At 68.7% G+C, this 19,817-nt stretch carries 18 protein-coding genes and 1 pseudogene; 10 read left to right on the top strand and 9 right to left on the bottom strand.

Going from position 1 to position 19,817, the window contains the following annotated elements; translation table 11 throughout:
* Positions 1-3 precede the first annotated feature (3 nt).
* The 6 genes and pseudogenes from lnt to AC1Q49_RS05975 all read left to right on the top strand — a co-directional run bounded on the left by lnt (position 4) and on the right by AC1Q49_RS05975 (position 7,539).
* Positions 4-1,623 (top strand): apolipoprotein N-acyltransferase, encoded by a 1,620-nt coding sequence (lnt, locus tag AC1Q49_RS06000; RefSeq protein ID WP_492491208.1) that lies wholly within the window; start codon positions 4-6, stop codon positions 1,621-1,623.
* Positions 1,620-3,026, top strand: a complete 1,407-nt coding sequence (locus AC1Q49_RS05995) for a peptidoglycan DD-metalloendopeptidase family protein (protein WP_492491207.1) — start codon at positions 1,620-1,622, stop codon at positions 3,024-3,026. The genes lnt and AC1Q49_RS05995 overlap by 4 nt, the downstream gene beginning before the upstream one ends.
* Before the next feature lie 193 nt (positions 3,027-3,219).
* The gene (locus AC1Q49_RS05990) at positions 3,220-3,927 is read left to right on the top strand and encodes a M23 family metallopeptidase (RefSeq protein ID WP_492491206.1); all 708 of its coding nucleotides are present in this window, start codon (positions 3,220-3,222) and stop codon (positions 3,925-3,927) included.
* Between the two features lie 80 nt (positions 3,928-4,007).
* On the top strand, positions 4,008-5,024 hold the full coding sequence (ccsB, locus tag AC1Q49_RS05985; protein ID WP_492491205.1) for a c-type cytochrome biogenesis protein CcsB: 1,017 nt from the start codon (positions 4,008-4,010) through the stop codon (positions 5,022-5,024).
* A 129-nt stretch (positions 5,025-5,153) separates the two neighbouring features.
* Positions 5,154-7,133 (top strand): annotated as a pseudogene (locus AC1Q49_RS05980) (bifunctional copper resistance protein CopD/cytochrome c oxidase assembly protein).
* Positions 7,134-7,143: 10 nt separating this feature from the next.
* Positions 7,144-7,539: a DUF4307 domain-containing protein gene (locus AC1Q49_RS05975; protein ID WP_492491204.1), complete on the top strand. Its 396-nt coding sequence runs from the start codon at positions 7,144-7,146 to the stop codon at positions 7,537-7,539.
* Between the two features lie 40 nt (positions 7,540-7,579).
* Here the strand turns inward: AC1Q49_RS05975 and AC1Q49_RS05970 are convergent, their stop codons facing one another.
* Entirely contained in the window at positions 7,580-9,616 is a 2,037-nt protein-coding gene (locus AC1Q49_RS05970) for a heavy metal translocating P-type ATPase (RefSeq protein ID WP_492491203.1), read from the bottom strand.
* A gap of 69 nt (positions 9,617-9,685) precedes the next feature.
* Here AC1Q49_RS05970 and AC1Q49_RS05965 point away from each other — a divergent pair, with 69 nt between their 5' ends.
* From AC1Q49_RS05965 to AC1Q49_RS05955, 3 genes are all read left to right on the top strand, one after another.
* Positions 9,686-10,027, top strand: a complete 342-nt coding sequence (locus tag AC1Q49_RS05965) for an ArsR/SmtB family transcription factor (protein ID WP_492491202.1) — start codon at positions 9,686-9,688, stop codon at positions 10,025-10,027.
* 134 nt (positions 10,028-10,161) lie between these two features.
* Positions 10,162-10,488, top strand: coding sequence for a metalloregulator ArsR/SmtB family transcription factor (locus tag AC1Q49_RS05960; RefSeq protein WP_082734081.1), 327 nt, complete (start codon positions 10,162-10,164; stop codon positions 10,486-10,488).
* Positions 10,485-11,453: an arsenate reductase ArsC gene (locus AC1Q49_RS05955; protein WP_492491201.1), complete on the top strand. Its 969-nt coding sequence runs from the start codon at positions 10,485-10,487 to the stop codon at positions 11,451-11,453. Before AC1Q49_RS05960 ends, AC1Q49_RS05955 begins: the two co-directional genes overlap by 4 nt.
* Here AC1Q49_RS05955 and AC1Q49_RS05950 read toward each other — a convergent pair.
* The 7 genes from AC1Q49_RS05950 to AC1Q49_RS05920 all read right to left on the bottom strand — a co-directional run bounded on the left by AC1Q49_RS05950 (position 11,435) and on the right by AC1Q49_RS05920 (position 17,937).
* Positions 11,435-12,127 (bottom strand): winged helix-turn-helix domain-containing protein, encoded by a 693-nt coding sequence (locus tag AC1Q49_RS05950; RefSeq protein ID WP_492491200.1) that lies wholly within the window; start codon positions 12,125-12,127, stop codon positions 11,435-11,437. The genes AC1Q49_RS05955 and AC1Q49_RS05950 overlap by 19 nt on opposite strands.
* Positions 12,124-12,894, bottom strand: a complete 771-nt coding sequence (pstB, locus tag AC1Q49_RS05945) for a phosphate ABC transporter ATP-binding protein PstB (RefSeq protein ID WP_231734935.1) — start codon at positions 12,892-12,894, stop codon at positions 12,124-12,126. The genes AC1Q49_RS05950 and pstB overlap by 4 nt, the downstream gene beginning before the upstream one ends.
* Positions 12,895-13,005: 111 nt before the next feature.
* Complete coding sequence (pstA, locus tag AC1Q49_RS05940) at positions 13,006-13,923, bottom strand: phosphate ABC transporter permease PstA (protein WP_060958829.1); 918 nt, start codon at positions 13,921-13,923, stop codon at positions 13,006-13,008.
* Positions 13,923-14,870 carry a phosphate ABC transporter permease subunit PstC gene (pstC, locus tag AC1Q49_RS05935; protein WP_492491199.1) on the bottom strand — a complete coding sequence of 316 codons (948 nt, stop codon included), beginning with the start codon at positions 14,868-14,870 and terminating at the stop codon, positions 13,923-13,925. Before pstC ends, pstA begins: the two co-directional genes overlap by 1 nt.
* A gap of 69 nt (positions 14,871-14,939) precedes the next feature.
* Positions 14,940-15,914: a PstS family phosphate ABC transporter substrate-binding protein gene (locus tag AC1Q49_RS05930; RefSeq protein WP_060958827.1), complete on the bottom strand. Its 975-nt coding sequence runs from the start codon at positions 15,912-15,914 to the stop codon at positions 14,940-14,942.
* Between the two features lie 197 nt (positions 15,915-16,111).
* Positions 16,112-16,603 (bottom strand): GNAT family N-acetyltransferase, encoded by a 492-nt coding sequence (locus tag AC1Q49_RS05925; RefSeq protein WP_060958868.1) that lies wholly within the window; start codon positions 16,601-16,603, stop codon positions 16,112-16,114.
* A gap of 14 nt (positions 16,604-16,617) precedes the next feature.
* Positions 16,618-17,937: an FAD-dependent oxidoreductase gene (locus tag AC1Q49_RS05920; RefSeq protein WP_060958826.1), complete on the bottom strand. Its 1,320-nt coding sequence runs from the start codon at positions 17,935-17,937 to the stop codon at positions 16,618-16,620.
* 90 nt (positions 17,938-18,027) lie between these two features.
* Between AC1Q49_RS05920 and AC1Q49_RS05915 the strand changes: the two genes are divergently transcribed.
* Complete coding sequence (locus AC1Q49_RS05915) at positions 18,028-18,381, top strand: ArsR/SmtB family transcription factor (RefSeq protein WP_060958825.1); 354 nt, start codon at positions 18,028-18,030, stop codon at positions 18,379-18,381.
* Between the two features lie 448 nt (positions 18,382-18,829).
* Here AC1Q49_RS05915 and AC1Q49_RS05910 read toward each other — a convergent pair whose 3' ends face one another.
* Positions 18,830-19,795, bottom strand: a complete 966-nt coding sequence (locus tag AC1Q49_RS05910; RefSeq protein WP_492491198.1) for a sulfite exporter TauE/SafE family protein — start codon at positions 19,793-19,795, stop codon at positions 18,830-18,832.
* Between the last annotated feature and the right edge of the window lie 22 nt (positions 19,796-19,817).

The following is a 19,817-nucleotide window of genomic DNA, read 5'->3' as shown; positions in this document are numbered from 1 at the left end:
CCGATGCGCACGCCCCTGCCGACACCCGCCCCGGCCGCCGCGCCGGAGCAGGAGACGCCGCGCCGCACCGTTGCGGCATGGTCGCTGCCGGTGTGGGCGGCGGTGCTGGCATCCGCGGCCGCCGGCCTGCTGCTGGATCTCGCCTCCGCACCGGTGGGGTGGTGGCTGTTGACGTTCGTGAGTGTCACGGTGGCCCTGGTGGCCCTGATCGGCCGCAGCATCGGCGGGGCGTTGCTGGTCGGCACTGTGTTCGGCGCCGTGTTCTATACGACCCATCTGGTGTGGGTGGGGGAGTTTCTCGGCCCGGTGCCGTGGCTTGCCCTCGCCGGGCTGGAAGCGGTCCTGTTCGGCGCGGGCGCGGTGCCAATCGCGCTCGCCTACCGGTGGACCGCCCGCTATCCGGCCCGCGGCCTCGTGCAGCTGCTCGCGGTGCCTCCGCTGATCGCGGTTCTGTGGACGGCCCGTGAGGTGGTGATGGGTGCGTGGCCGTACTCCGGGTTCCCGTGGGCGCGCCTTGGAATGACCCAGATGGGCGGGCCGCTCGCGGAGGTCGCGTCGTGGACGAGCGTGACCGGCCTGTCCCTGCTGATTGTCGTGGTGTGCGCCTCTGTGGTGCAGTGGATCCGCGCCGGCGGCATCCGCTTCATGCTCGGGCTGCATCCTGCCGTGAGCGTCGCCGCTCTCCTGGTGATAGCGCCGCAGTTCCCCACCGCGCCGGCCGGGGAGTTCCGCGTGGGATGGGTGCAGGGCAACGGCCCCACCGGGTACTTCGACGACAAGGCGCCCGGCGACGTCCTGGCCGCGCAGACCGCCGCCACTGTGCCGCTGTACGGGCAGCCGATGGATCTGCTGGCCTGGCCGGAGGGCGGCGTCGACGCCGACCCGCTCAGTGATCCCGCCGCCGCCGAGGCGTTGGACCGGGTCGTGCGCTCGGCCGGGGCGCCGTTGCTGATGAACGCCGCCACCATCCGCGGCGCCGAGGTGTTCAACACGTCCCTGTTGTGGACCGCGGACCCCACGGGCCGGCAGTGGCACGACAAGGTCAACCCGGTCCCGTTCGGGGAGTACGTGCCGGACCGGTGGTTCTACGAGCTGATCGTCCCCGACCTGGTCGGACTGATCCAACGCGAGTACACCCCGGGCACCAACCCGCCCATCGTGCAGGTCGGGGACGTCGGGGTGGGGTTGGCGATCTGCTTCGACGTGATCTACGACGCCGTGATCTGGGGCGGCGCCCGCGCCGGCGCAGAGGTGTTCGTGTTCCAGACCAACAACGCCGACTTCCGTGGCACCGACGAGAACCTGCAGCAGCTCGCGTTCGCCCGGATGCGCGCCATCGAAACCGGCCGCGCGGTGGTCAACGTCTCCACGGTGGGCACCAGCCAGGTCATCACCCCGGACGGCACCACCGTCGACAGCATCGGTGTCGATACCGCTGACGCGTCGATCACCACTGTCCCGCTGCGCACCGGACTCACCCCGGCGGTGATCCTCGGTCCCTGGCTCACCGCTCTCATCGTCCTCGCTGCCGCCGGCGCTCTCACCGCGGCGGGGTTCTTCCACCGTGCCCGCACGCGTGCGGACGGCGCAGATCGTTCGACTGATCCGGGGAGGCAGTCATGAACACGCCACGGGTGAGGCCTGCCGGAGGTCGACTGGCCTGGTCGCTGCGAACGCTGGCGACGGGCAGCGATCTCACCATTCCCAGTGACCTGACGGCGGAGGAGTGCGGGTGCGCGCCCACGCCCGCGGAGAGCCGCGTATTCCGGGCCGGGGTGAGCCGACGCACTCTGCTGACCGCGGGAACGGTGAGCGCGGCTGCCGTCCTGGTCGCCGGCCCGCTGCTGCCGGGAGCGTTCGCGGCGACCTATCCGTCCTGGGAGGACGTGCAGGCCGCGAAAGCGAACGAGGCCACCAAAGCTGCCGAGGTGCAGCGGATCCAGGGCCTCATCCAAAGTCTGACCGGCGAGGTGGCGCGCACCCGCACCGCCGCCGAGCAGGCCGCTGGTGCGTTCTACACCGCCCAGCAGGAGTACTTCGACGCATCCATCCGCGCCGACACGTTGCAGTCCCAAGCCGACGCGGAGGCGCAGAACGCGACCGATGCGGCGAACAAGGCCGGCCGCATCGCTGCGCAGCTGTACCGCGACGGGGGCGATACCACCTCCCTCGAGCTGTTCTTCGCCGGGTCGGCCGCGACCGCGGACGATCTCCTGTCCCGGTTGGGCGTGATGGACAAGCTGCTGGAACGCAACCAGGCCGTCTACGCTGCGGCGCTCACCGCCCGCGATGCCGCGCAGAGCCTGACCGATCAGGCGGTGGTGGCCTGGGATGAGCGCGACCGGCTGCAGCAGGTCGCCGAGCAGAAGATGCTCGAGTCGCAGCAGGCCGCCGATGCCGCGCAGGCCGCGCTGGACGCGCAGACCCTCCACCTCGGCGAGCTGCAGGCCCAGCTCGCCGCCCTCGAGGACACCACCGCGAAGACCATCGCCGACTATCAGGCCGGGGTGGAGGCTGCCCGCCTCGCCGAGGAGCAGCGGCGAGCGGCGGAGCGCGCCGAAGCGGAACGGCTCGCCGCCTCGGGAGGTGGCGGTGGGGGTGTGGTCAGCTCCGGGTGGGCACGGCCGACCTCCGGGCACCGGACCTCGGGGTTCGGGCCGCGCAGCTCCCAGTGCGGCAACGGGTACTGCTCGACCAGCTACCACTACGGCGTCGACCTCAGCGGCGGGTGCGGCGCGGGGATCTACGCCGCCGCGACCGGCACCGTGGTCCACGCCGGGTACAACGGCGGCTACGGCAACTACATCAAGATCGACCACGGCGGCGGGATCGGCACCGGATACGCCCACATCCGCCCCGGCGGCTTCTACGTCGGATACGGCCAACGCGTGAACGCCGGCGACCTGATCGGCAGCGAAGGCAACACCGGCAACGCGTTCGGTTGCAACCTGCACTTCGAGGCCTACGTGAACGGCTCCCCGGTCAACCCCATCACCTTCCTCGCCGACCGCGGCGTGTCCATCTGACCCGAAACGAAACCAGGACATCATGACTGACCAGACCAGCCCACCCGGCGGCGGCGACCAGCCCCAGACGCCCCCCACGCGCCGCAGCCTCCGCCGCGCCGCAACCCCGCCAGCCACCAGCATCACCACCCGCCCCCCAGGGCGCCCGCCTGCAGAGACGTCCGCCCGTGGTCGGGCGATCGCGCTGCGTCCAGTGCGGTCCCTGGCGGTCCTGACGGTGGTCACCGGCCTGATCGCCACCTTCGCTCTCCCCGCGTATGCCGCCTGGCAGCCGGCGGACCTCGAGATCCCGACACTGCAGCAAGTCGCGTCCGAGGACGCGCAATCCTTGATCGTCGCCTCTGACGCGACTGGGACGCAGCTCACACGGGAGAGTTACTCGGCCACCACCCAGGCGGAGATCGACCAGAAGAAGGCGGCAGAAGCAGCCGCACAACGTGCCCGCGCCTCCGCACAGGTCGCCTCGGTGCCCTTCGACTACAGCATCGTGCCCCAAGGCAGTGGAGCCGTGCGGTGGCCGGTGGGCGGTCCGTTCACCGTGACCGACCGCTTCGGTGCTCGAAGCGGCGCGCATATGGGCACCGACATGGTCGCTGCCGGCGGAACCCCCGTCTACGCGTCCGTCGACGGCGTCGTGCGGATCTCGCAGGACAGCTACGGCGGCTACGGGGTGACCGTCGTGGTGGAGTCCGTGCTGAACGGGCAACAGGTGAGCACGGTGTACCCGCACATGCAGACCGGAAGCCGGCAGGTCGCCGCCGGGCAGACCGTCACGGCCGGGCAGCTGGTCGGACTCGTCGGCAGCACGGGACGCTCCACCGCGAACCATCTGCACTTCGAGGTCTACCTCGACGGAACCGCCGTGGACTCGCTGGCCTGGCTGGAAGCGAACGCGGGCTGACCCATGTGCCGCACCGATCTACCGCGCCACCCCGCTCGCGGGCAACCCCTGACCGCAACGACGAAGAGGACGACCCTGCCATGACCGGAACCGACGCGCTCTCCCTCGACGGCATCTCACTGCTGCTGGTGTGGACGGCGATCGCCACCTACCTGCTCGCGTTCATCGCGTACACCATCGACCTGGCCGGGCGCTCCGTTCCCGCCAGCGTCCCGCAGCGGGAGCCGGCCCTGGCCGGTGCTACCGCACGGGCTGGCCAGCAGACGGAGAACGCCCAGAGTGGGTCGGTGGACAGTGTTCGCACGCCGCCCGCGCAGCGTCAACGGCTGCTGTGGGCGCGGATCGGGACGTCGCTGACGGTCCTCGCGTTCCTGTTCCACCTGGCCGGCACCATCCTGCGCGGGATCGCCGCGGAGCGGGTGCCGTGGGCGAACATGTACGAGTTCGCGTTGACCGGCACGGTCCTGATCGTCGCCGTCTACCTGCTGGTGCTGCGCCGCTACGACCTCCGCTTCCTCGGTGCGTTCCTGATCGGCATGGTGGTGCTGCTGCTGGGCGGCGCGACGATCTCGTTCTACGTCGAGGTCGTTCCGCTGATGGATCCGCTCAAGAGCGTGTGGCTGGTCATCCACGTCTTCGTCGCCTCCCTGGCCACCGCCCTGTTCGCGATCGCCTGCGGCATCTCCATCACCCAACTTCTGCAGACCCGCCGGGAGCGCCGCGCCCGAGCATCTTCGGACACTGCCCGCGCAGCCGGTCCCGGGTTCCTGCGCACTCTGCCCACCGCCGACGTGCTCGAGTCCCTCGCGTACCGGTTCGCGATCGTGGGGTTCGTGTTCTGGACGTTCACCCTGATCGCCGGTGCGATCTGGGCCAACGACTCCTGGGGTCGCTACTGGGGCTTCGATGTCAAGGAGGTGTGGACGTTCGTGATCTGGGTGCTCTACGCCGGCTACATCCACGCGCGCGCGACCCGGGGCTGGCGCGGTACCCGCTCCGCCTGGCTGTCCATCATCGGGTTCGTCGCGGTGCTGTTCAACTTCACGATCGTGAACATGTTCTTCCAGGGCCTGCACTCCTACTCGGGGCTCACCTGACCCCGCACCCCTGCTCCGACCGCTTGCCCGAGCCGAAAGCACGCACATGACCCCGATACCCTCGATTCCCGTTACCACGCGTGCGGATACCACTGAACGCGGACAGCGGTCACTCCGACCGCGACAGGAATGACTCCTCGCGTCTTGCGGGTCGCAGGGTCTGCGATCCTCGGCGGGGTCGCACTCATCGCCTTGGTCGGCGCGTTGTGGTTTGGTGGGGGTGCTGCGCAGCTCCCGCTCGGCGACGCCGGCCCTGTTGTGCGCTGGGGGCTTCCGGTCGCGAAACTGGTCGTGAATCTCGCCGCCGCGGGCATGGTCGGTGTGCTCGTGACCGCGTTGTTCACGCTGCGGTCCGGTGAGCGCGAGTTCGACGTCGCCCTCGATACCGCGTCGATCTCTGCCGCCGTGTTCACCGTGGCCGCGGGCGCGACCGGGTTCCTCACGTTTCTCAGCGTGTTCAACCCGGCCATCGACGCAGGCCCCCAGTTCGGTGTCCAGCTCGGCCGGTTCCTCGTCGAGCTCGAGGTCGGCAGGACATGGCTGATCACGATGGTCGCCGGCGCCGCCCTCACCGTCCTGACCTTCGCCGTGCGGTCTTGGGTCGGGACAGTTCTGGTCGCCCTGGTGGCGGTGGCATCGCTCGTGCCGATGGGCACGCAGGGGCACTCCGGCGACGACGCCTTCCACCACGAGGCGATGATGGCGCTCATCCTGCACATCATCGGCGCCGCGGTGTGGCTCGGCGGGCTCCTGCTGCTCATCGCCGTCCGTCCAGTCCTCGACCGTCGCCGCATCCCCGATGTCGTCGCCCGCTACTCGAGCATCGCTCTAGCCGCGTTCGTGCTCGTCGCCGTGTCCGGCACGGTGTGCGCGGCGATCGGCCTGCAGGAGTGGTCCGATCTGCTCTCGCCCTATGGCGCGATTCTGGGCATCAAGGTCGTCGCTCTCGTCGGTCTCGGCCTCTTCGGGGCGTGGTACCGCACCCGCCTGATCGGCAGGATGCGCAGCTCCGACGCGGCATCCCGCCCTTTCTGGATGCTCATCGCGTTCGAGCTGGCACTGATGGGAGTGGCCAGCGGCGCCGCCGCAGCGCTGGCCCGCACCCCGCCACCGAACCCGGCCCCGCTTCCCGAGATCCCCTCGCCGGCAGAACGCCTCACCGGCGCCCCGCTGCCCCCGGAGCTCACGATCGAACGGTGGGTCACCGCGTGGAACGTGGACATGTTGTGGGCGGTGCTCGCCGGGCTCGCGATCTTCTTCTACCTCGCCGGAGTGTGGCGGCTGCGCCGCCGCGGCGACGCGTGGCCGGTGTCTCGCACGATCATGTGGGTCGCCGGCATGGTGCTGCTGGTCTGGGTCACCGGCGGTGTCGTCAACGTCTACCAGGACTACCTGTTCAGCATGCACATGGTGGGCCACATGCTGCTCACGATGGCGATCCCGGTGCTGCTGGTCGCCGGCGCCCCGGTGACGCTCGCCGCCCGGGCGATCCGCAAACGCGACGACGGCACCCGCGGCGGCCGCGAGTGGATCCTGTGGGCGGTGCATTCGCCCGTCGCCCGCATCCTGACGAACCCGTTCGTCGCGGCCGCCCTGTTCATCGGGTCGCTGTGGGTGTTCTACTACACCGACCTGTTCCGCTGGTCGCTGTACGACCACCTCGGCCACCAGTGGATGATCGCGCACTTCCTCATCACCGGCTACCTGTTCGCGCTCTCCCTGATCGGCATCGACCCGGTGCCGTGGCGGCTTCCCTACCCCGGCCGGCTGCTGCTGCTCATCGGCGTGATGGCGATGCACGCGTTCTTCGGCATCGCCATCATGATGCAGTCGGGGCTGATGGTCGCCGACTGGTTCGGGTCGATGGGCCGGACCTGGGGTGCCACACCGCTCGAGGATCAGTACACCGGCGGCGGTATCGCGTGATCGATCGGCGAGATCCCCACCCTGATCCTCGCGATCACGGTCGCGATCCAGTGGAGCCGCAGCGACGCCCGCGAGACCAAGCGCCGAGACCGGCACGCCGACCGGACCGGCGAAGCCGAGCTCGAGGCCTACAACGCACGCCTCACCGAGCTCGCCGACCGAGACGCTCGCAGCCGCAGATAGGGCGCACTACATGACGACGAAAGAGGAGCTCGCCAACCGCTACGGTCGGGGACCGCGGCCCATCCGCCGCCGCGTGTTCTGGGTCACCGTCGCGACGGTGGCAATCCTGTCTGTCGCCGGGCTTTCGTGGCTGTCTGTCTCGAACTCGCTCGACGACGTCGGATTCGACGAGACCGGGTACGAGCTGGTCGATGCGCGCACCGTGACCGTGTCCTTCCAAGCCACCCCGCCCGCTGGGACGTCGTTCGCGTGCGCGGTGCAGGCATTGGATGAGGACTTCGGCATCGTCGGTTGGCGGGTCATCGAGTACCCCGCGTCCGAGGAGATCACACGAGCACTCGTGGAGACCATCCCGACCGTCGCGCAGGCAACGACCGGCACAGTGCAATCCTGCTGGGCCACATAGCCGCGCAAGGGGACGTCGCCGCCTGCGTCCCGCGGCGTCGCTAGGCGGCGGGCCTGTCTTCGTGGTCGATGCCGTGATGCTCTTTGCCGCGCTCGAAGTTGAGCAGGCGGAGTGCGTTCACCACGACGATCAGGGTGGAGCCTTCGTGGATGAGTACGACCGCGCCGATGTTCAGGCCGAGGAAGGTGGCGAGGATCAGGAACGCGACGATCGCGAGGCTGGCGATGAGGTTCTGCCGGATGATGCGGCTGGTCGCGCGGCTGAGCCGCACCGCGAACGGGACGCGGCCGAGGTCGTCGCTCATCAGCGCGATGTCGCAGGTCTCCAACGCGACGGTGGAGCCGGCGGCGCCCATCGCGATGCCGACGTCGGCGCGTGCCATCGCGGGGGCGTCGTTGACGCCGTCGCCGACCATCGCGATCGGTCGGTGGGTTTCGGCGAGGCGGGTGATCTGAGCGACTTTGTCCTCGGGGAGCAGTTCGCCGATCGCGGTGTCGACGCCGACTTCCCGGCCGACCGCGTCGGCGACGCGCTGGTTGTCGCCGGAGATCATCACGAGCTGCCCCACGTTCGCGCCCCGGAGCGCGCTGAGCACCTGCGCGGATTCCGCGCGGGACGCATCCATCACCCCGACGATGCCGAGGAATCGGGCGCCGCGGCGGACGATCATCAGCGTCTGCCCGGAGTCCCGCGCCTGCGTGTACGCGTCGGCGAGCGTCCCGGTCAGCGCGAGCTGCTGCTCGTCGAACATGCGCAGGTTGCCGACGTCGACCCGCTCGCCGTCGATGGTCGCCGTGACGCCACGCCCGACCACCGCGTTCAGGTCTGTCGCGGTGAGGCGCTCGGTCTGGGGGACACTAGGCTCGAGGTCGCGGACGATCGCCTCGGCCAGCGGGTGATCGCTGAGCGCTTCGACGGCGACCAGAGTGCGGATCAGTTCCGTCTCGGGAACGTCGGTGGCAGGGGTGACGGACGTCACCCGGGGGGCACCCCAGGTCAGGGTACCGGTCTTGTCGAACGCCATCGCCTTGACCCGTCCGAGCGTCTCGAGCGGGGCGCCGCCCTTGACGAGCACGCCGGCACGCGCAGCACGGGCTACACCCGCCAGCACCGCGGCCGGGGTTGCGATCGCGAGAGCGCAGGGGCTGGCGGCAACGAGCACCGTCATGGCGAGGTAGAACGCGTCGGGGAACGGTTGCGCGAACGCGAGCCAGGAGATCAGGAGCGTAACGGCGACCCCGAGGATCACGGCGGGCACGTACCAACGCTGGAACCGGCCGATGAACTGCTGTGTGGGGGAGGCGGCCTGGTCGGCGGAGCGGACGAGCTCGACGACCTTGCTGAGCGTCGAGTCCGCGGAGGTCGCGGTGACCTCGACCTCGAGCACACCGGACCCGTTCACGGTGCCAGCGAACACCCGGTTGGCGGCGGGCAGGGTGTCGACGGTGCGCATCGCCCGCTCCGGGTCGGCCACCGGCTCCTTCTCCACCGGAATCGACTCCCCGGTGACCGCGGACTGATCCACTGCGGACACCCCGGAGATCACGAACCCGTCCGAGGGGATGCGGGAGTTCGGGCGGATGACGACGATGTCCCCGACGACGATCTCCTCCACCGGCACCTCCACCGGCTCGTCCCCGCCGCGGCGCACCAGGGCGCTGCGGGGAGCGAGCTCGGCGAGCGATTCGATGGACTTGCTGGCACGGCTGAGGGCGTATTCCTCGAGCGCGTGGCCGAGGCTGAACAGGAACAGCAGCACCGCCCCTTCCGCCCACCGGCCGATGAGCGCGGCGCCGATAGCGGCGACCAGCATGAGGAAGTCGACCTCGAACTTCCCTCGCATCGTCGAGGCGATCGCGGTGCGGAACGTGAAAAACCCGCCAAAGAAGTAGGTGGCGAGGAAGAACACCAACGGCCACCCGAGCAGCGGCAGCCCCAACGCGAACTCGGCGATCATCCCGCCGGCGTAGGTCACGCCCGCGGCGATCGCGAACCACAACTCCCACCGGGCCGAACCGTGGGAATGGTTGTGCGTCTCCGCAGCGGGCGCGGTAGTCGTCGGGGAGAAAGCAGTCATGCCAGTAGGATACATCACAAGATCATGATATGTTGTAGTTGTGAATGATTATCGTGATCGGAGGGCACAATGGTGAGCATGGTCGGTAGCGAGACGCGTCGGGAATCGGGTTCCCTATCCGTGGCGGATGCCGAGCGGCTCGCCGAGATCATGCAAGCGCTGGCCTCGCCTGTGCGGCTGCGCATCCTGAGCACGCTGCGCGCACGGCCGAGCACGGTCACCGAGCTCGGCGAGCACTTGCAGCTTGGCCAGACGACCGTGTCGAACCATCTTCGGCTGTTGCGGCACCTCAGCCTCGTCACCGGGAGCCGAGACGGCCGGCACATCCATTACTCGCTCTTCGACGATCACGTCTCCGAACTGCTCGAGGAAGCTATCGGTCACCTCGAGCACCTGCCGCGCGGAGGGTGATGTAGGTCAAGGGCATCCGAGCCCCACGCAGGAAGGAGTGTAGGAATTCGTCGCTTCCGCGCGGTGTCGCCATTTCCGAAAGGGAACCTACACGGGATAGCGCCAACGCCGGCCGGACACCCCGCTCACATAGAATGCGGTCGATGCATGCGACGCGACCTCTTCCCGAGCCTGACGTCCCCCCGCTGGGGCGGTCGGCGGCGGAGCAGTTGTCACGGACGCTGCGAGTGGTGGCCGACCCGACTCGCCTGCAGCTGCTCAGCGTGATCCTCGGCTCCACGCAGCGTCGCGCCACGATCGGGCAGCTGGCGGACGTGCTGGGCTTGACGCAACCGACCGTGACGCACCATGTGCGGATCCTCGTCGAGGACGGCGTCTTGGTCCGCGAGCAGCAGGGCAAGTTCGTATGGCTCTCGGTACGAGAAGAGCGTCGCACGGCGATCGAGGACTTGCTGCGATGACGACCCCGACCGGGATCCACAGGGTCGGCCGGCCGCTGGATGCCGAGGAAGCGGGGGAGCGGGCAGCGCAAGCCGCGGTGCTCGGCGACACGCTCAATCTCCGCGTCCTCAGCGCGATCGCCGCAGGAGCCCCCGCTGCCCAGCTGCCCGAGATCCTGCACGTCGCGGCCGAACGCGCCGAGACGGCGATCGAGGCGTTGCGCGCCGCCGGCATCATCCATCACGAGCCCGACACCGGCTGGACACTGACCGCTCGAGCCTGGGTGCGGTTCGGCCGGCTCCTGGCCGCCGCGCCCCCGCAGGGCATCCCGCTCCCGCCGCCGGCGTCGCTGACGGCGCTTCCGGTCGCGGTGGAGAGCGTGGCCCGAGATCTCGCGTATCGGTTCAGCTCCACGTTCAGCGCGGAAACGGTCTCCCGCTACGTGGCGGAGAGCTACCTTCTGCTCAGCCAGCGTGCACAGGTACGCACGCACTTGGCAGCGCTCACCGCACGGTATGCGGCGGAGCGGCTATCCGCACTCGCCTCTGCCAAAGGGCTGGTGCTGCGTGGCACACCGGAAGTGTTGTTCGTGTGCGTGCAGAACGCGGGCCGGTCGCAGCTGGCCGCAGCGTATCTGCGGCATCTGGCCGGCGATGCGGTGCATGTGCGCACGGCGGGGTCGGAGCCGGCGGCGGAGGTTCACCCGCGGATCGCGGAGTCGCTGGCCGAGGTCGGCGTCCCCGCCACGGACGACTACCCCAAGCCGCTCACCGACGAGGTCGTGCAGGCTGCGGACTACGTGGTCACGATGGGCTGCGGCGACGCCTGCCCGGTCTACCCCGGCCGGCGCTACCTGGATTGGGATCTCGACGACCCGCTCACTCTGGACGAGCCGGGCCTACGACGGGTGCGCGACGAGATCCGGGGACGGGTGGAAGGGCTGCTCGTCGACCTCGGGTTCGCCGATCACGACGCGAGTCGGTAACCGAGGCCTCGGACGGTCTCGATCGGAGGATTCGGTGATGCGCCCGCTTCGGAGAGACGCATCCTGATCCGTTTGATCGCGACACGGATGGAGGCGATGGGGTCAGTGGCCGTGCCGGCGTACTCCACGGCGCGTTGCTCGAGCGTGGCGATGTAGGGGTGCGCGCGGGTCAGGGCGAGCAGGATCGAGAACTCCCGCAACGTGACCTCGATCGGCACGTCTCCCCAGTACACCTTGTGCCGGCCGGGGTCGACGGTGAGCTCACCGACGCAGACTGCTTCGATGTCCTCTTGTGCTGTCTGCGGAAGCCGCTTCATCGCGGCGCGCAGACGATCCGGGGTGAGCGGGAGATCAACGCTCGAGCGGATGCCGGCGGCGATCCCGGCTCGCATCGCGTCGGCGGCGTCGCCGGTCCCGAGGCCGAGGATCACATCAGGGCCGCACATGCCGACCGCCAGGTCGAGGATGCTGGACAGCGGCATCGTGTCACAGTCGGAGGAGACGATGAGGACCGCGCCGGGGTCGTGGGCGACCTCGAGCAGGGCGTCCAGGAGATCTCTGTGGGTCACCACCGAGTACCCGAAGTGCCGGTACTCGGCGGCGGTGCCTCGGATGTCGAAATCGGGCGAGAGCAGCACGGCGGTCGTGATGCCGTGCAGCGGTGCGATGCTCATCCGAACCTGCCGCTGATGTAGTCCTCGGTGCGCTGGTCGGCCGGCTGCTCGAACAGCTTGCTGGTGAAGTCGTACTCGACGAGCACCCCGGTGCGATCACCCGTAGTCTCGTCGGCCAGGGCGGTGAAAAACGCGGTGCGGTCGGCCACCCGCGCGGCCTGCTGCATGTTGTGGGTGACGATCACGATCGTGTACTCGCCGCGCAGCTCGTGCATCAGGTCTTCGATCTTGGTGGTCGCGATCGGGTCCAGCGCCGAGCAGGGCTCGTCCATGAGGATCACTTCGGGCTGCACGGCGATGGTGCGGGCTATGCACAGGCGCTGCTGCTGCCCGCCGGAGAGCCCGAACGCGGACTGCTTGAGCTTGTCCTTGACCTCGTCCCACAGCGCCGCCTTACTGAGCGCCTCCTCGACGAGATCATCCATCGAGGAGACCTTCATCCCGGTGACGCGGGGACCGTAGGCGATGTTGTCGTAGATCGACTTGGGGAACGGGTTGGGCTTCTGGAACACCATGCCGATGCGGCGGCGGACCTCGATCGCATCGACGTCCTTGGCGTAAATGTCCTCGTCGTTGAAGGTGATCGAGCCCTCCACGCGGGCACCCTCGACCAGGTCGTTCATCCGGTTCAGGGAGCGCAGCACGGTGGACTTGCCGCACCCGGAAGGGCCGATCAACGCGGTGATCTCCTGTTTGCGGAAGGCCAGGCTGACCCCAGTGACGGCGCGGAACGAGCCGTAGAAGATGTTCACGTCCTGGCAGTCGATGACGGTCGGCGGCTCGTAGAACAACGGATACGAGCGGCCGAGGGCGCCGGTGTCGAAGTGCATGCTGGGGTGCGTGGCGGTGGTGTCGTCGTTCATGTCGGGGCCTTTCGATTACCAGCGCTGCTGATAGCGGTTGCGGATGAAGATGGCCAGGGCGTTCATCGCCAGCAGCACGACCAGGAGCACGATGCTGGTCGCGGCGGCGAGCTCGTGGAACCCGTCCTGCGGGCGCCCTGTCCAGTTGAAGATCTGGATGGGCATGGTCGTGTAACCGCTCATCAGGCCGTTCGGGTCGAACCGGAGGAACACCAGCCCGCCCAACAGCAGAAGCGGCGCGGCTTCCCCGAGCGCACGCGACAGCCCGAGGATCGACCCGGTTGCGATGCCCGGAAGCGCGGCCGGGAGTGTGTTGCGGAACACGGTCTGCAGCGGCGTCGCGCCCAGGGCGAGGGAGCCCTGCCGGATCTCGGCCGGGACGGCCCGGAGCGCCTCGCGGGTGGCGATGATGATCACCGGAAGGATCAGCATGCTCAGCGCCAGCGCCCCGACCCACACCTGGTTCTTGTTGACGATCCCGAACAGGCCCAGGGCGGCGAGGGTGAGCATGCCGTAGATCACCGAGGGGATCGCGGCGAGGTTCTGTACGTTGAGCTCGACCGCCCGGTTGACCCAGTTGTGCTTGTCGGCGAACTCTTCCAGGTGGATCGCGGCGGCGATCCCGAACGGGAGAGTCATCACCGCAGTCGTGCCGATCACCCACAGGGAGCCGAGGATCGCGGGGCGTGCGCCGGCGTCCTCGGGGTTGGAGGAGGGGTACTCGGTGAACAGCCGGGAATCGAGTCGGCCCTGACCGTCGATCCAGATCGTGATGAGCAGGATGGTGAGGAACAGCAGTGCGAACAGCAGGCAGAACCACAGCGCGACGAGGAAGATGATCGCGCGGGGGCTGGTCTCGCCGCCCTTGGCGCGGCCGCGGATCGAGCGCTGCACGACCCCGCCGATTCCCCTGGATGTCGTGGTGGTGGTCATCAGTACGCCTCCCGGAACCGGCGGACGATCGCGATGCTGATGAAGTTCACCAGCAGGGTGATGAAGAACAGCAGCAGCCCGACCGCGAACAGGGTGTTGTATTCGAGGGAGCCGACCTGGGAGTCGCCGAGAGCTGCCTGGGCGATGAACCCGGTCATGGTCTGCCCGGCCTCGAGCGGCCCGGTGACGATGCGGGCCTGCTGGCCGGCGGCGAGGGCGACGATCATCGTCTCGCCCACCGCGCGGGAAATCCCCAGCACGACCGCTGCGATGATCCCGGACAAGGCCGCGGGGAACACGACGCGGAGCGTGGTCTGCATCCGGTTCGCGCCCAGCGCGGCGGAGCCCTGGCGCAGCGCGTTGGGCACGGCCGACATGGCGTCCTCGCTGATGGACGCGATGGTGGGGATGATCATGATGCCCATCACGAACCCGGCGGCGAGGACGCTGAACGAGCCGGTGTCGAGGCCGAGCCATTCGCGGAGCACGGTGGCCTGGATGAACTGGACGGCGAAGTAGCCGTAGACGACGGTGGGAATCCCGGCGAGGAGCTCGAGGATGGGCTTGAGCGTCTTCCGCACCCGGTGGTGGGCGTACTCGGAGAGGAACACCGCGGCGCCGAGCCCGAACGGGACCGCAACAAGCAGCGCGATCGCCGTCGTCCAGGCGGTGGCGGTGACCAGCGGGATGACGCCGAAGGAGGCATCCGCGAAGCGGGGCGCCCACCGGGTGCCGAACAGGAACTCCCAGACGGGAACCTCGGCGAAGAACTCGAGCGACGGGATCAGCAAGGCGAGCACGATCCCGGCGGTGATGACGATCGTGGCGATCGCCGCGAGGCGAAACACGAGCCGGATCGTGACGTCGACAGGGCGCGGCTTGGCTCGCAGAGACGATGGGGGACGTCGCGCGGGCTTCGTGCGCGGCGTGGTGGACAGGGCGGTCACGGCACTCCTCATGTGGCGGGCCGGGGGCGACGACGGGCGTCCCCCCCGGCCTGGGGGCAGGGTCGCTGGTCAGCCGAGGCTGGCGAGCTCGTCCTGCGCGGTCGTGATCTGGTCGTCCGTGAGGGGCACGAACAGGGCCGACTGGGCGATGGTGACGGCGTTCTCGACGTAGTAGTCGACGAACGTCTTCACCGCGGCGCTGTCGGAGTAGGAGGCGTTGTTGACGTAGATGAACAGCGGCCGGCCCAGCGGGGTGTAGGTGCCGTCCTGGACGGTCTCCGTCGACGGGAAGACGCAGCCGTCGCCGCCGTCGACCTCGAGGCCCTTGAGGACGTCGGTGTTCTCCTCGAGGTAGCTGAGGCCGAAGTAGCCCATCGCGCCCTTCTCGCCGGAGACGCCCTGGATGGTGACGTTGTCGTCCTCGGAGGGGCTGTAGTCGGTGCGGCTCGCGCCCTCTTCACCGTTGATCGCGCCGGTGAAATAGTCGAACGTGCCCGAGTCGGTGCCCGCGCCGTACAGGGTGAGCGCGACGTCGGGGAAGGACGGGTCGACCTGGTTCCAGTTGGTGATCTTGCCCTCGGACTCGGGCGCCCAGATCGTGTGCAGCTGCTCGACGGTGATGCAGTCGATCCAGTTGTTGTCCTTGTTCACCACGACGGACAGGCCGTCGTTGGCGATCACGATCTCGGTGAACTCGATCCCGGCTTCCTCACACGCCGCGGCTTCCTCGTCCTTGATCGGGCGGGATGCGTTGGAAAGGTCGGTCTCGCCGGCGCAGAACGTCTTGAAACCGCCGCCGGTGCCGGAGGTCGCGACGGTGACCTGGACGTCAGGCTCCACGCCGGCGAACTCCGTCGCTGCGGCCTCGGTCAGCGGGCCGACCGTCGACGAGCCATCGGAGGCGACGGTGCCGCTCAGAGCGGAGCCGTCCTCCCCATTGCCGCTCGAGCCGCTCGAGGGCTGCTGGCCTCCGCACGCGCTCAGGGCGAGGGCCGCGGCGAGCACGGCGGCCGCGGCGGCGAACTTTGCTGTGGTGATCTTCACGGTGCACTTTCGTTCAGGGCCTCTCGGCCTGTTCGATCTCGCCGCATGGCAAGACGGATAGACGGGCTTCTATCTGTGTTACATAGAAGCGCCTCTATGTGAACGCTGAGTGAACGTGAAGCGGCAACCAGGAGGAGGAACCCCCGGACGCGGGCGTCGCCCCTGGTGACGAGGCGAGCTGTTTGGCGCAGCCGGGGTCAGATGCCGTTGCGGGCGGAGCGGTACTCGATCAGCACGGTGTCGCGCCAGTGGCCGGCTTGCGGGCCGAGCAGGGAGCGGGCGATCCGCTCGCGGTGGCCGACGACGCGGAACCCGGCCCGCTCGTGCAGGCGCAGGCTGGCGGTGTTCTCCGGGAAGATGCTGGACTGGATTATCCAGTAGCCGGCGTCCTCGGCCGCGGCCATGAATGCATCCAGCAGCAGCCGTCCGATGCCTTGGCCGTGGTGGGTGGGGGCGATGTAGACGGAGTGCTCGATCACGCCCCGATAGACCTCGCGGGCCGAGACCGGGGACGCGGCGGCCCAGCCGACCACCGCCCCGGTGTCGTCGACGGCGACCAGCCGGGGCTCAGCGATCTTGCCAGCATCGAACTGTCCCCAGGACGGGGTCGTGGTCTCGAACGTGGCTTCGCCGCCTTCGATGCCGGCGGCGAAGATCTCCTCGACCTGCGGCCAGTCCGCCGCGGTCATCGACCGAACCGTCGTCACGAGCAGCACGAGCTCCCGCTGCTGAGGTCGGCGGAGCAGACGCCGGTGGCCGGCAGAGTCAGCCGGACGTCGGTGGCGGCGGGCATGTCGCCGTCCAGCCACGCGGTGATGGAGCGGACCTGCTCGTAGCCGGTCGCGAGCAGGAACGTCGGCGCGCGGCCGTAGGACTTCATGCCCACGAGGAAGAACCCAGGCTCCGGGTGGCGCAGTTCGGCGAAGCCGTGCGGGGAGACGGTGCCGCAGGAGTGCAGGTTCGGGTCGATCAACGGCGCCAGCCGGCGCGGGGCCTCGACGATCTCGTCTAGCTCGAGGCGGACCTCGCGCAGCATCCCGAGGTCGGAGCGGAACCCCGTCGCGTTCACCACCACATCCGTGTCGAAAGCGGCCGGCTCGCCACGGCACGAGCCGATGAGGCGGACGCCGTCGCCGTGCGGCTGCACGCGGGAGATCTCGAACGAGTCCACGAGATCGACCCGCCCGGACGCCACGAGCTGGTCGACGCGGGAGCCGAGGTGGGCGCGGTCGGCGAGCTCATCATCTGGGGAGGAAGAGACGCGGATCGCGGAGGGGTTGCGGATCAGCCAGGTCACCCGCGTTCCGGGTTCGCTCTTCGCGAGCTCGGCGAGGGCGATCAGTGTGTTCGCGGCCGAGTGCCCGGCGCCGACGACCGTGGTGTGCTTCCCCGCGAACCGTGCCCGGTCGATGCCCATGACGTCGGGGAGGGCGTGCAGCATCAGATCATCGACGGCGGCGGCGCCGATCGGGTCCAGGCCCGACGAGCCCAGCGGGTTCGGCGTCGAGTAGGTGCCGGAGGCGTCGATCACGGCCCGCCCGGTCCGGTCCACAAAGTCACCGTTCACGGTCTGCAGGCGCACCAGGAACGGCGTCTTGTCGCGTCCGGCGGTGCGGGTGCGATCCATGCCCTCTCGGGTCACCGCGACCACGCGGGCGCCGAATCGGATCCGCGAGCCAATCTCCGGCAGCGCCGCGAGCGGCGTGAGGTAGTCGTCGACGAGCTCGTGCCCGGTCGGCGCCCGGCCCTCGTCCGCCGGGCCGCTCCACCCGGCTGCCTCGAGGAGGCGACGGGAGGCGGGGTCGATCAGGTGACGCCACGGCGAGAACAGCCGGGTCTGACCCCAGAGCCGGATCGACGACGCGACCCGGTCCCCGGCCTCGAGGATGGTGAAGTCGATGCCCCGCTCGGCGAGGTTCGCCGCGGCGGCGAGACCGATCGGGCCGGCGCCGATGATCAGCACCGGGAGCGTCGCCAGCCGGTCGCTCGTCGCGGTGCGGGAGGTCAGATCGAGTAGCGTCACGAGGATGCCTCCACGAAGGATATTGATGAACGTCGATGCCCAGTATGAGCACATGTATCGAAACCTGTCAATATCGACTATTGTCGATGCATGGTCACGATGCTCGAGGTCACCGACGTCACCCCCGGTGCGGCGTGTTGCGCGCCGCTGGTGCGCGAGCCGCTCGCGCAGACGGACGCCGAGCAGCTCGCCGTGACTCTCAAGGCCCTCGCGGACCCGGCGCGGTTGCGGCTGCTGTCGATCGTCGCATCCTCCGAGGATCAGGAGGCGTGCGTGTGCGACCTGATCGACCCAATCGGACTCTCCCAGCCGACCGTCTCGCACCACCTCAAAGTGCTCACCGAGGCCGGGTTCTTGTCGAGGTCGAAGCGGGGGACGTGGGCGTACTACAAGCTCATCCCGCAGGCGCTCGAGCAGGTCTCGATCACGCTGGTCCCGCGATAGTCACGCAGCAAGGCCTCAATCCTGGCTCAGGCGAATAGGTTGACGACGGAGTGACCTAACGTCGCTAGCGCCTTCGACAGGTGTCGGAACCGTCAAGTGCCGGTCGTCTATCCGTGGAGACCGCCATATTCACGCGGAACCTACGATCACGCATGCAGCCGCAAAGCGTCGGTCGAACACCGAGAGTACTGGCGCTGATACCGACCTTGGTCGTGCCTGGCGGTCCACTGCGACTGTTGATAGACCCACCGGTCGTCAGCCCCGGTCTTGACGGACCGACACCAAATGTCATCTGCATCAGCGTCGATGATGGCCGCCGACGGCGCTCACACGTCTTGCAGATCAAGGCGAAGCCGGGCGGACTGGTCCGACTGTGTCGGGCAAGAGCCCCGTCCCACGACTGAGCTGGCTTCTCAATGGCTAGACAAGTCGAGGGTGCGGACGGAGCCTACTTGTGGTTCCAGACCTTGATGGAAGAGAGGAGTAGGAGCAGCACGAGCAGCGGGATGAGGATCGCGTCCGGGATCACCCCGAGTAGCAGCCCGCCGACGATGGTTCCGGCGATCGAGCCCGCGGTCATCGCGATCAGGAAGCCCTTGTTCTGCCCGAGCACCTGGAAGCTGTTGTCGCGGCTATAGCGGGCGAACGCGACCAGCATGGTGGGCAGCGAGATCAGCAGTGAGAGGCTGCCGGCGATCTTGATGTCGGCGCCATAGAGCAGCACGATCGTCGGGATGAGCAGCTCCCCGCCGGCGACGCCCATCAACGCGGCGACCACGCCGATGATCACCCCGGCGATGATGCCGAGGATGATCCGCGGCACGACCGGAACGCCCAGGGGTTCCATGGCGAAGAAGTGGGTGACGAAAAGCAGGACCGCGATCAGCACTAGCAGGATCGCGATGACCCGGTAGAGGGTCTTGGAGGCGAGCTTGGTGGCCCAGTGCGCGCCGATCCACGCGCCGATCAGGCTGCCCGCGAGCAGGTTCACGACGACATAGAGATATGGCGAGAGTTCGTCCAGGGGCACGCTGATCAGGCGCGCCGGGATCGCGGTGATCACCACGATCAGGCTCATTGCCTTGTTCATGATGATGGCAGGGAGCGCGGCGAACGCGAACACGCCGATCAGCAGCGGCAGCCGGAACTCCGCGCCGCCGAGTCCGATCATCCCGCCCAGCACACCGATCCCGGCGCCGGAGAGGAACACCACGATGAGCGACCGCTGCCAAGACTTCGTAGTCGGCGGACCGGTCAGATCGGGCGGAAGGGCTGGCGTGCTCACCCGGCAAGTATCCCCGACCAACGTCCCCTTGCGACGGCCGATGACGGACGGCTCCGACGAACAGATCTCGCACTCAATAGGACACAGGCCAAGGCCCCGATAAGTACCCGCTGGCGCGGGCACGGGCACGCACCTCTCTGATAGATGAGAG

The sequence above is a fragment of the Microbacterium sp. MPR-TSA4 genome (assembly GCF_058792815.1).
The sequence above is the reverse complement of the archived record's forward strand: the minus strand, read 5'-3'. Positions and strand labels throughout refer to the sequence as shown.

What these genes read in the sequence shown, in the direction of transcription:
- ccsB (WP_492491205.1), top strand. Translation starts at nt 4,008, where the DNA reads ATGACCGGAACCGACGCGCTCTCCCTCGACGGCATCTCACTGCTGCTG.
- AC1Q49_RS05955 (WP_492491201.1), top strand. Translation starts at nt 10,485, where the DNA reads ATGACGACCCCGACCGGGATCCACAGGGTCGGCCGGCCGCTGGATGCC.
- AC1Q49_RS05960 (WP_082734081.1), top strand. Translation starts at nt 10,162, where the DNA reads ATGCGGTCGATGCATGCGACGCGACCTCTTCCCGAGCCTGACGTCCCC.
- lnt (WP_492491208.1), top strand. Translation starts at nt 4, where the DNA reads ATGCGCACGCCCCTGCCGACACCCGCCCCGGCCGCCGCGCCGGAGCAG.
- AC1Q49_RS05925 (WP_060958868.1), bottom strand. Translation starts at nt 16,603, where the DNA reads ATGACCGCGGCGGACTGGCCGCAGGTCGAGGAGATCTTCGCCGCCGGC.
- pstA (WP_060958829.1), bottom strand. Translation starts at nt 13,923, where the DNA reads ATGACCACCACCACGACATCCAGGGGAATCGGCGGGGTCGTGCAGCGC.
- AC1Q49_RS05965 (WP_492491202.1), top strand. Translation starts at nt 9,686, where the DNA reads ATGGTGAGCATGGTCGGTAGCGAGACGCGTCGGGAATCGGGTTCCCTA.
- AC1Q49_RS05995 (WP_492491207.1), top strand. Translation starts at nt 1,620, where the DNA reads ATGAACACGCCACGGGTGAGGCCTGCCGGAGGTCGACTGGCCTGGTCG.
- AC1Q49_RS05950 (WP_492491200.1), bottom strand. Translation starts at nt 12,127, where the DNA reads ATGAGCATCGCACCGCTGCACGGCATCACGACCGCCGTGCTGCTCTCG.
- AC1Q49_RS05915 (WP_060958825.1), top strand. Translation starts at nt 18,028, where the DNA reads ATGGTCACGATGCTCGAGGTCACCGACGTCACCCCCGGTGCGGCGTGT.
- AC1Q49_RS05970 (WP_492491203.1), bottom strand. Translation starts at nt 9,616, where the DNA reads ATGACTGCTTTCTCCCCGACGACTACCGCGCCCGCTGCGGAGACGCAC.
- AC1Q49_RS05975 (WP_492491204.1), top strand. Translation starts at nt 7,144, where the DNA reads ATGACGACGAAAGAGGAGCTCGCCAACCGCTACGGTCGGGGACCGCGG.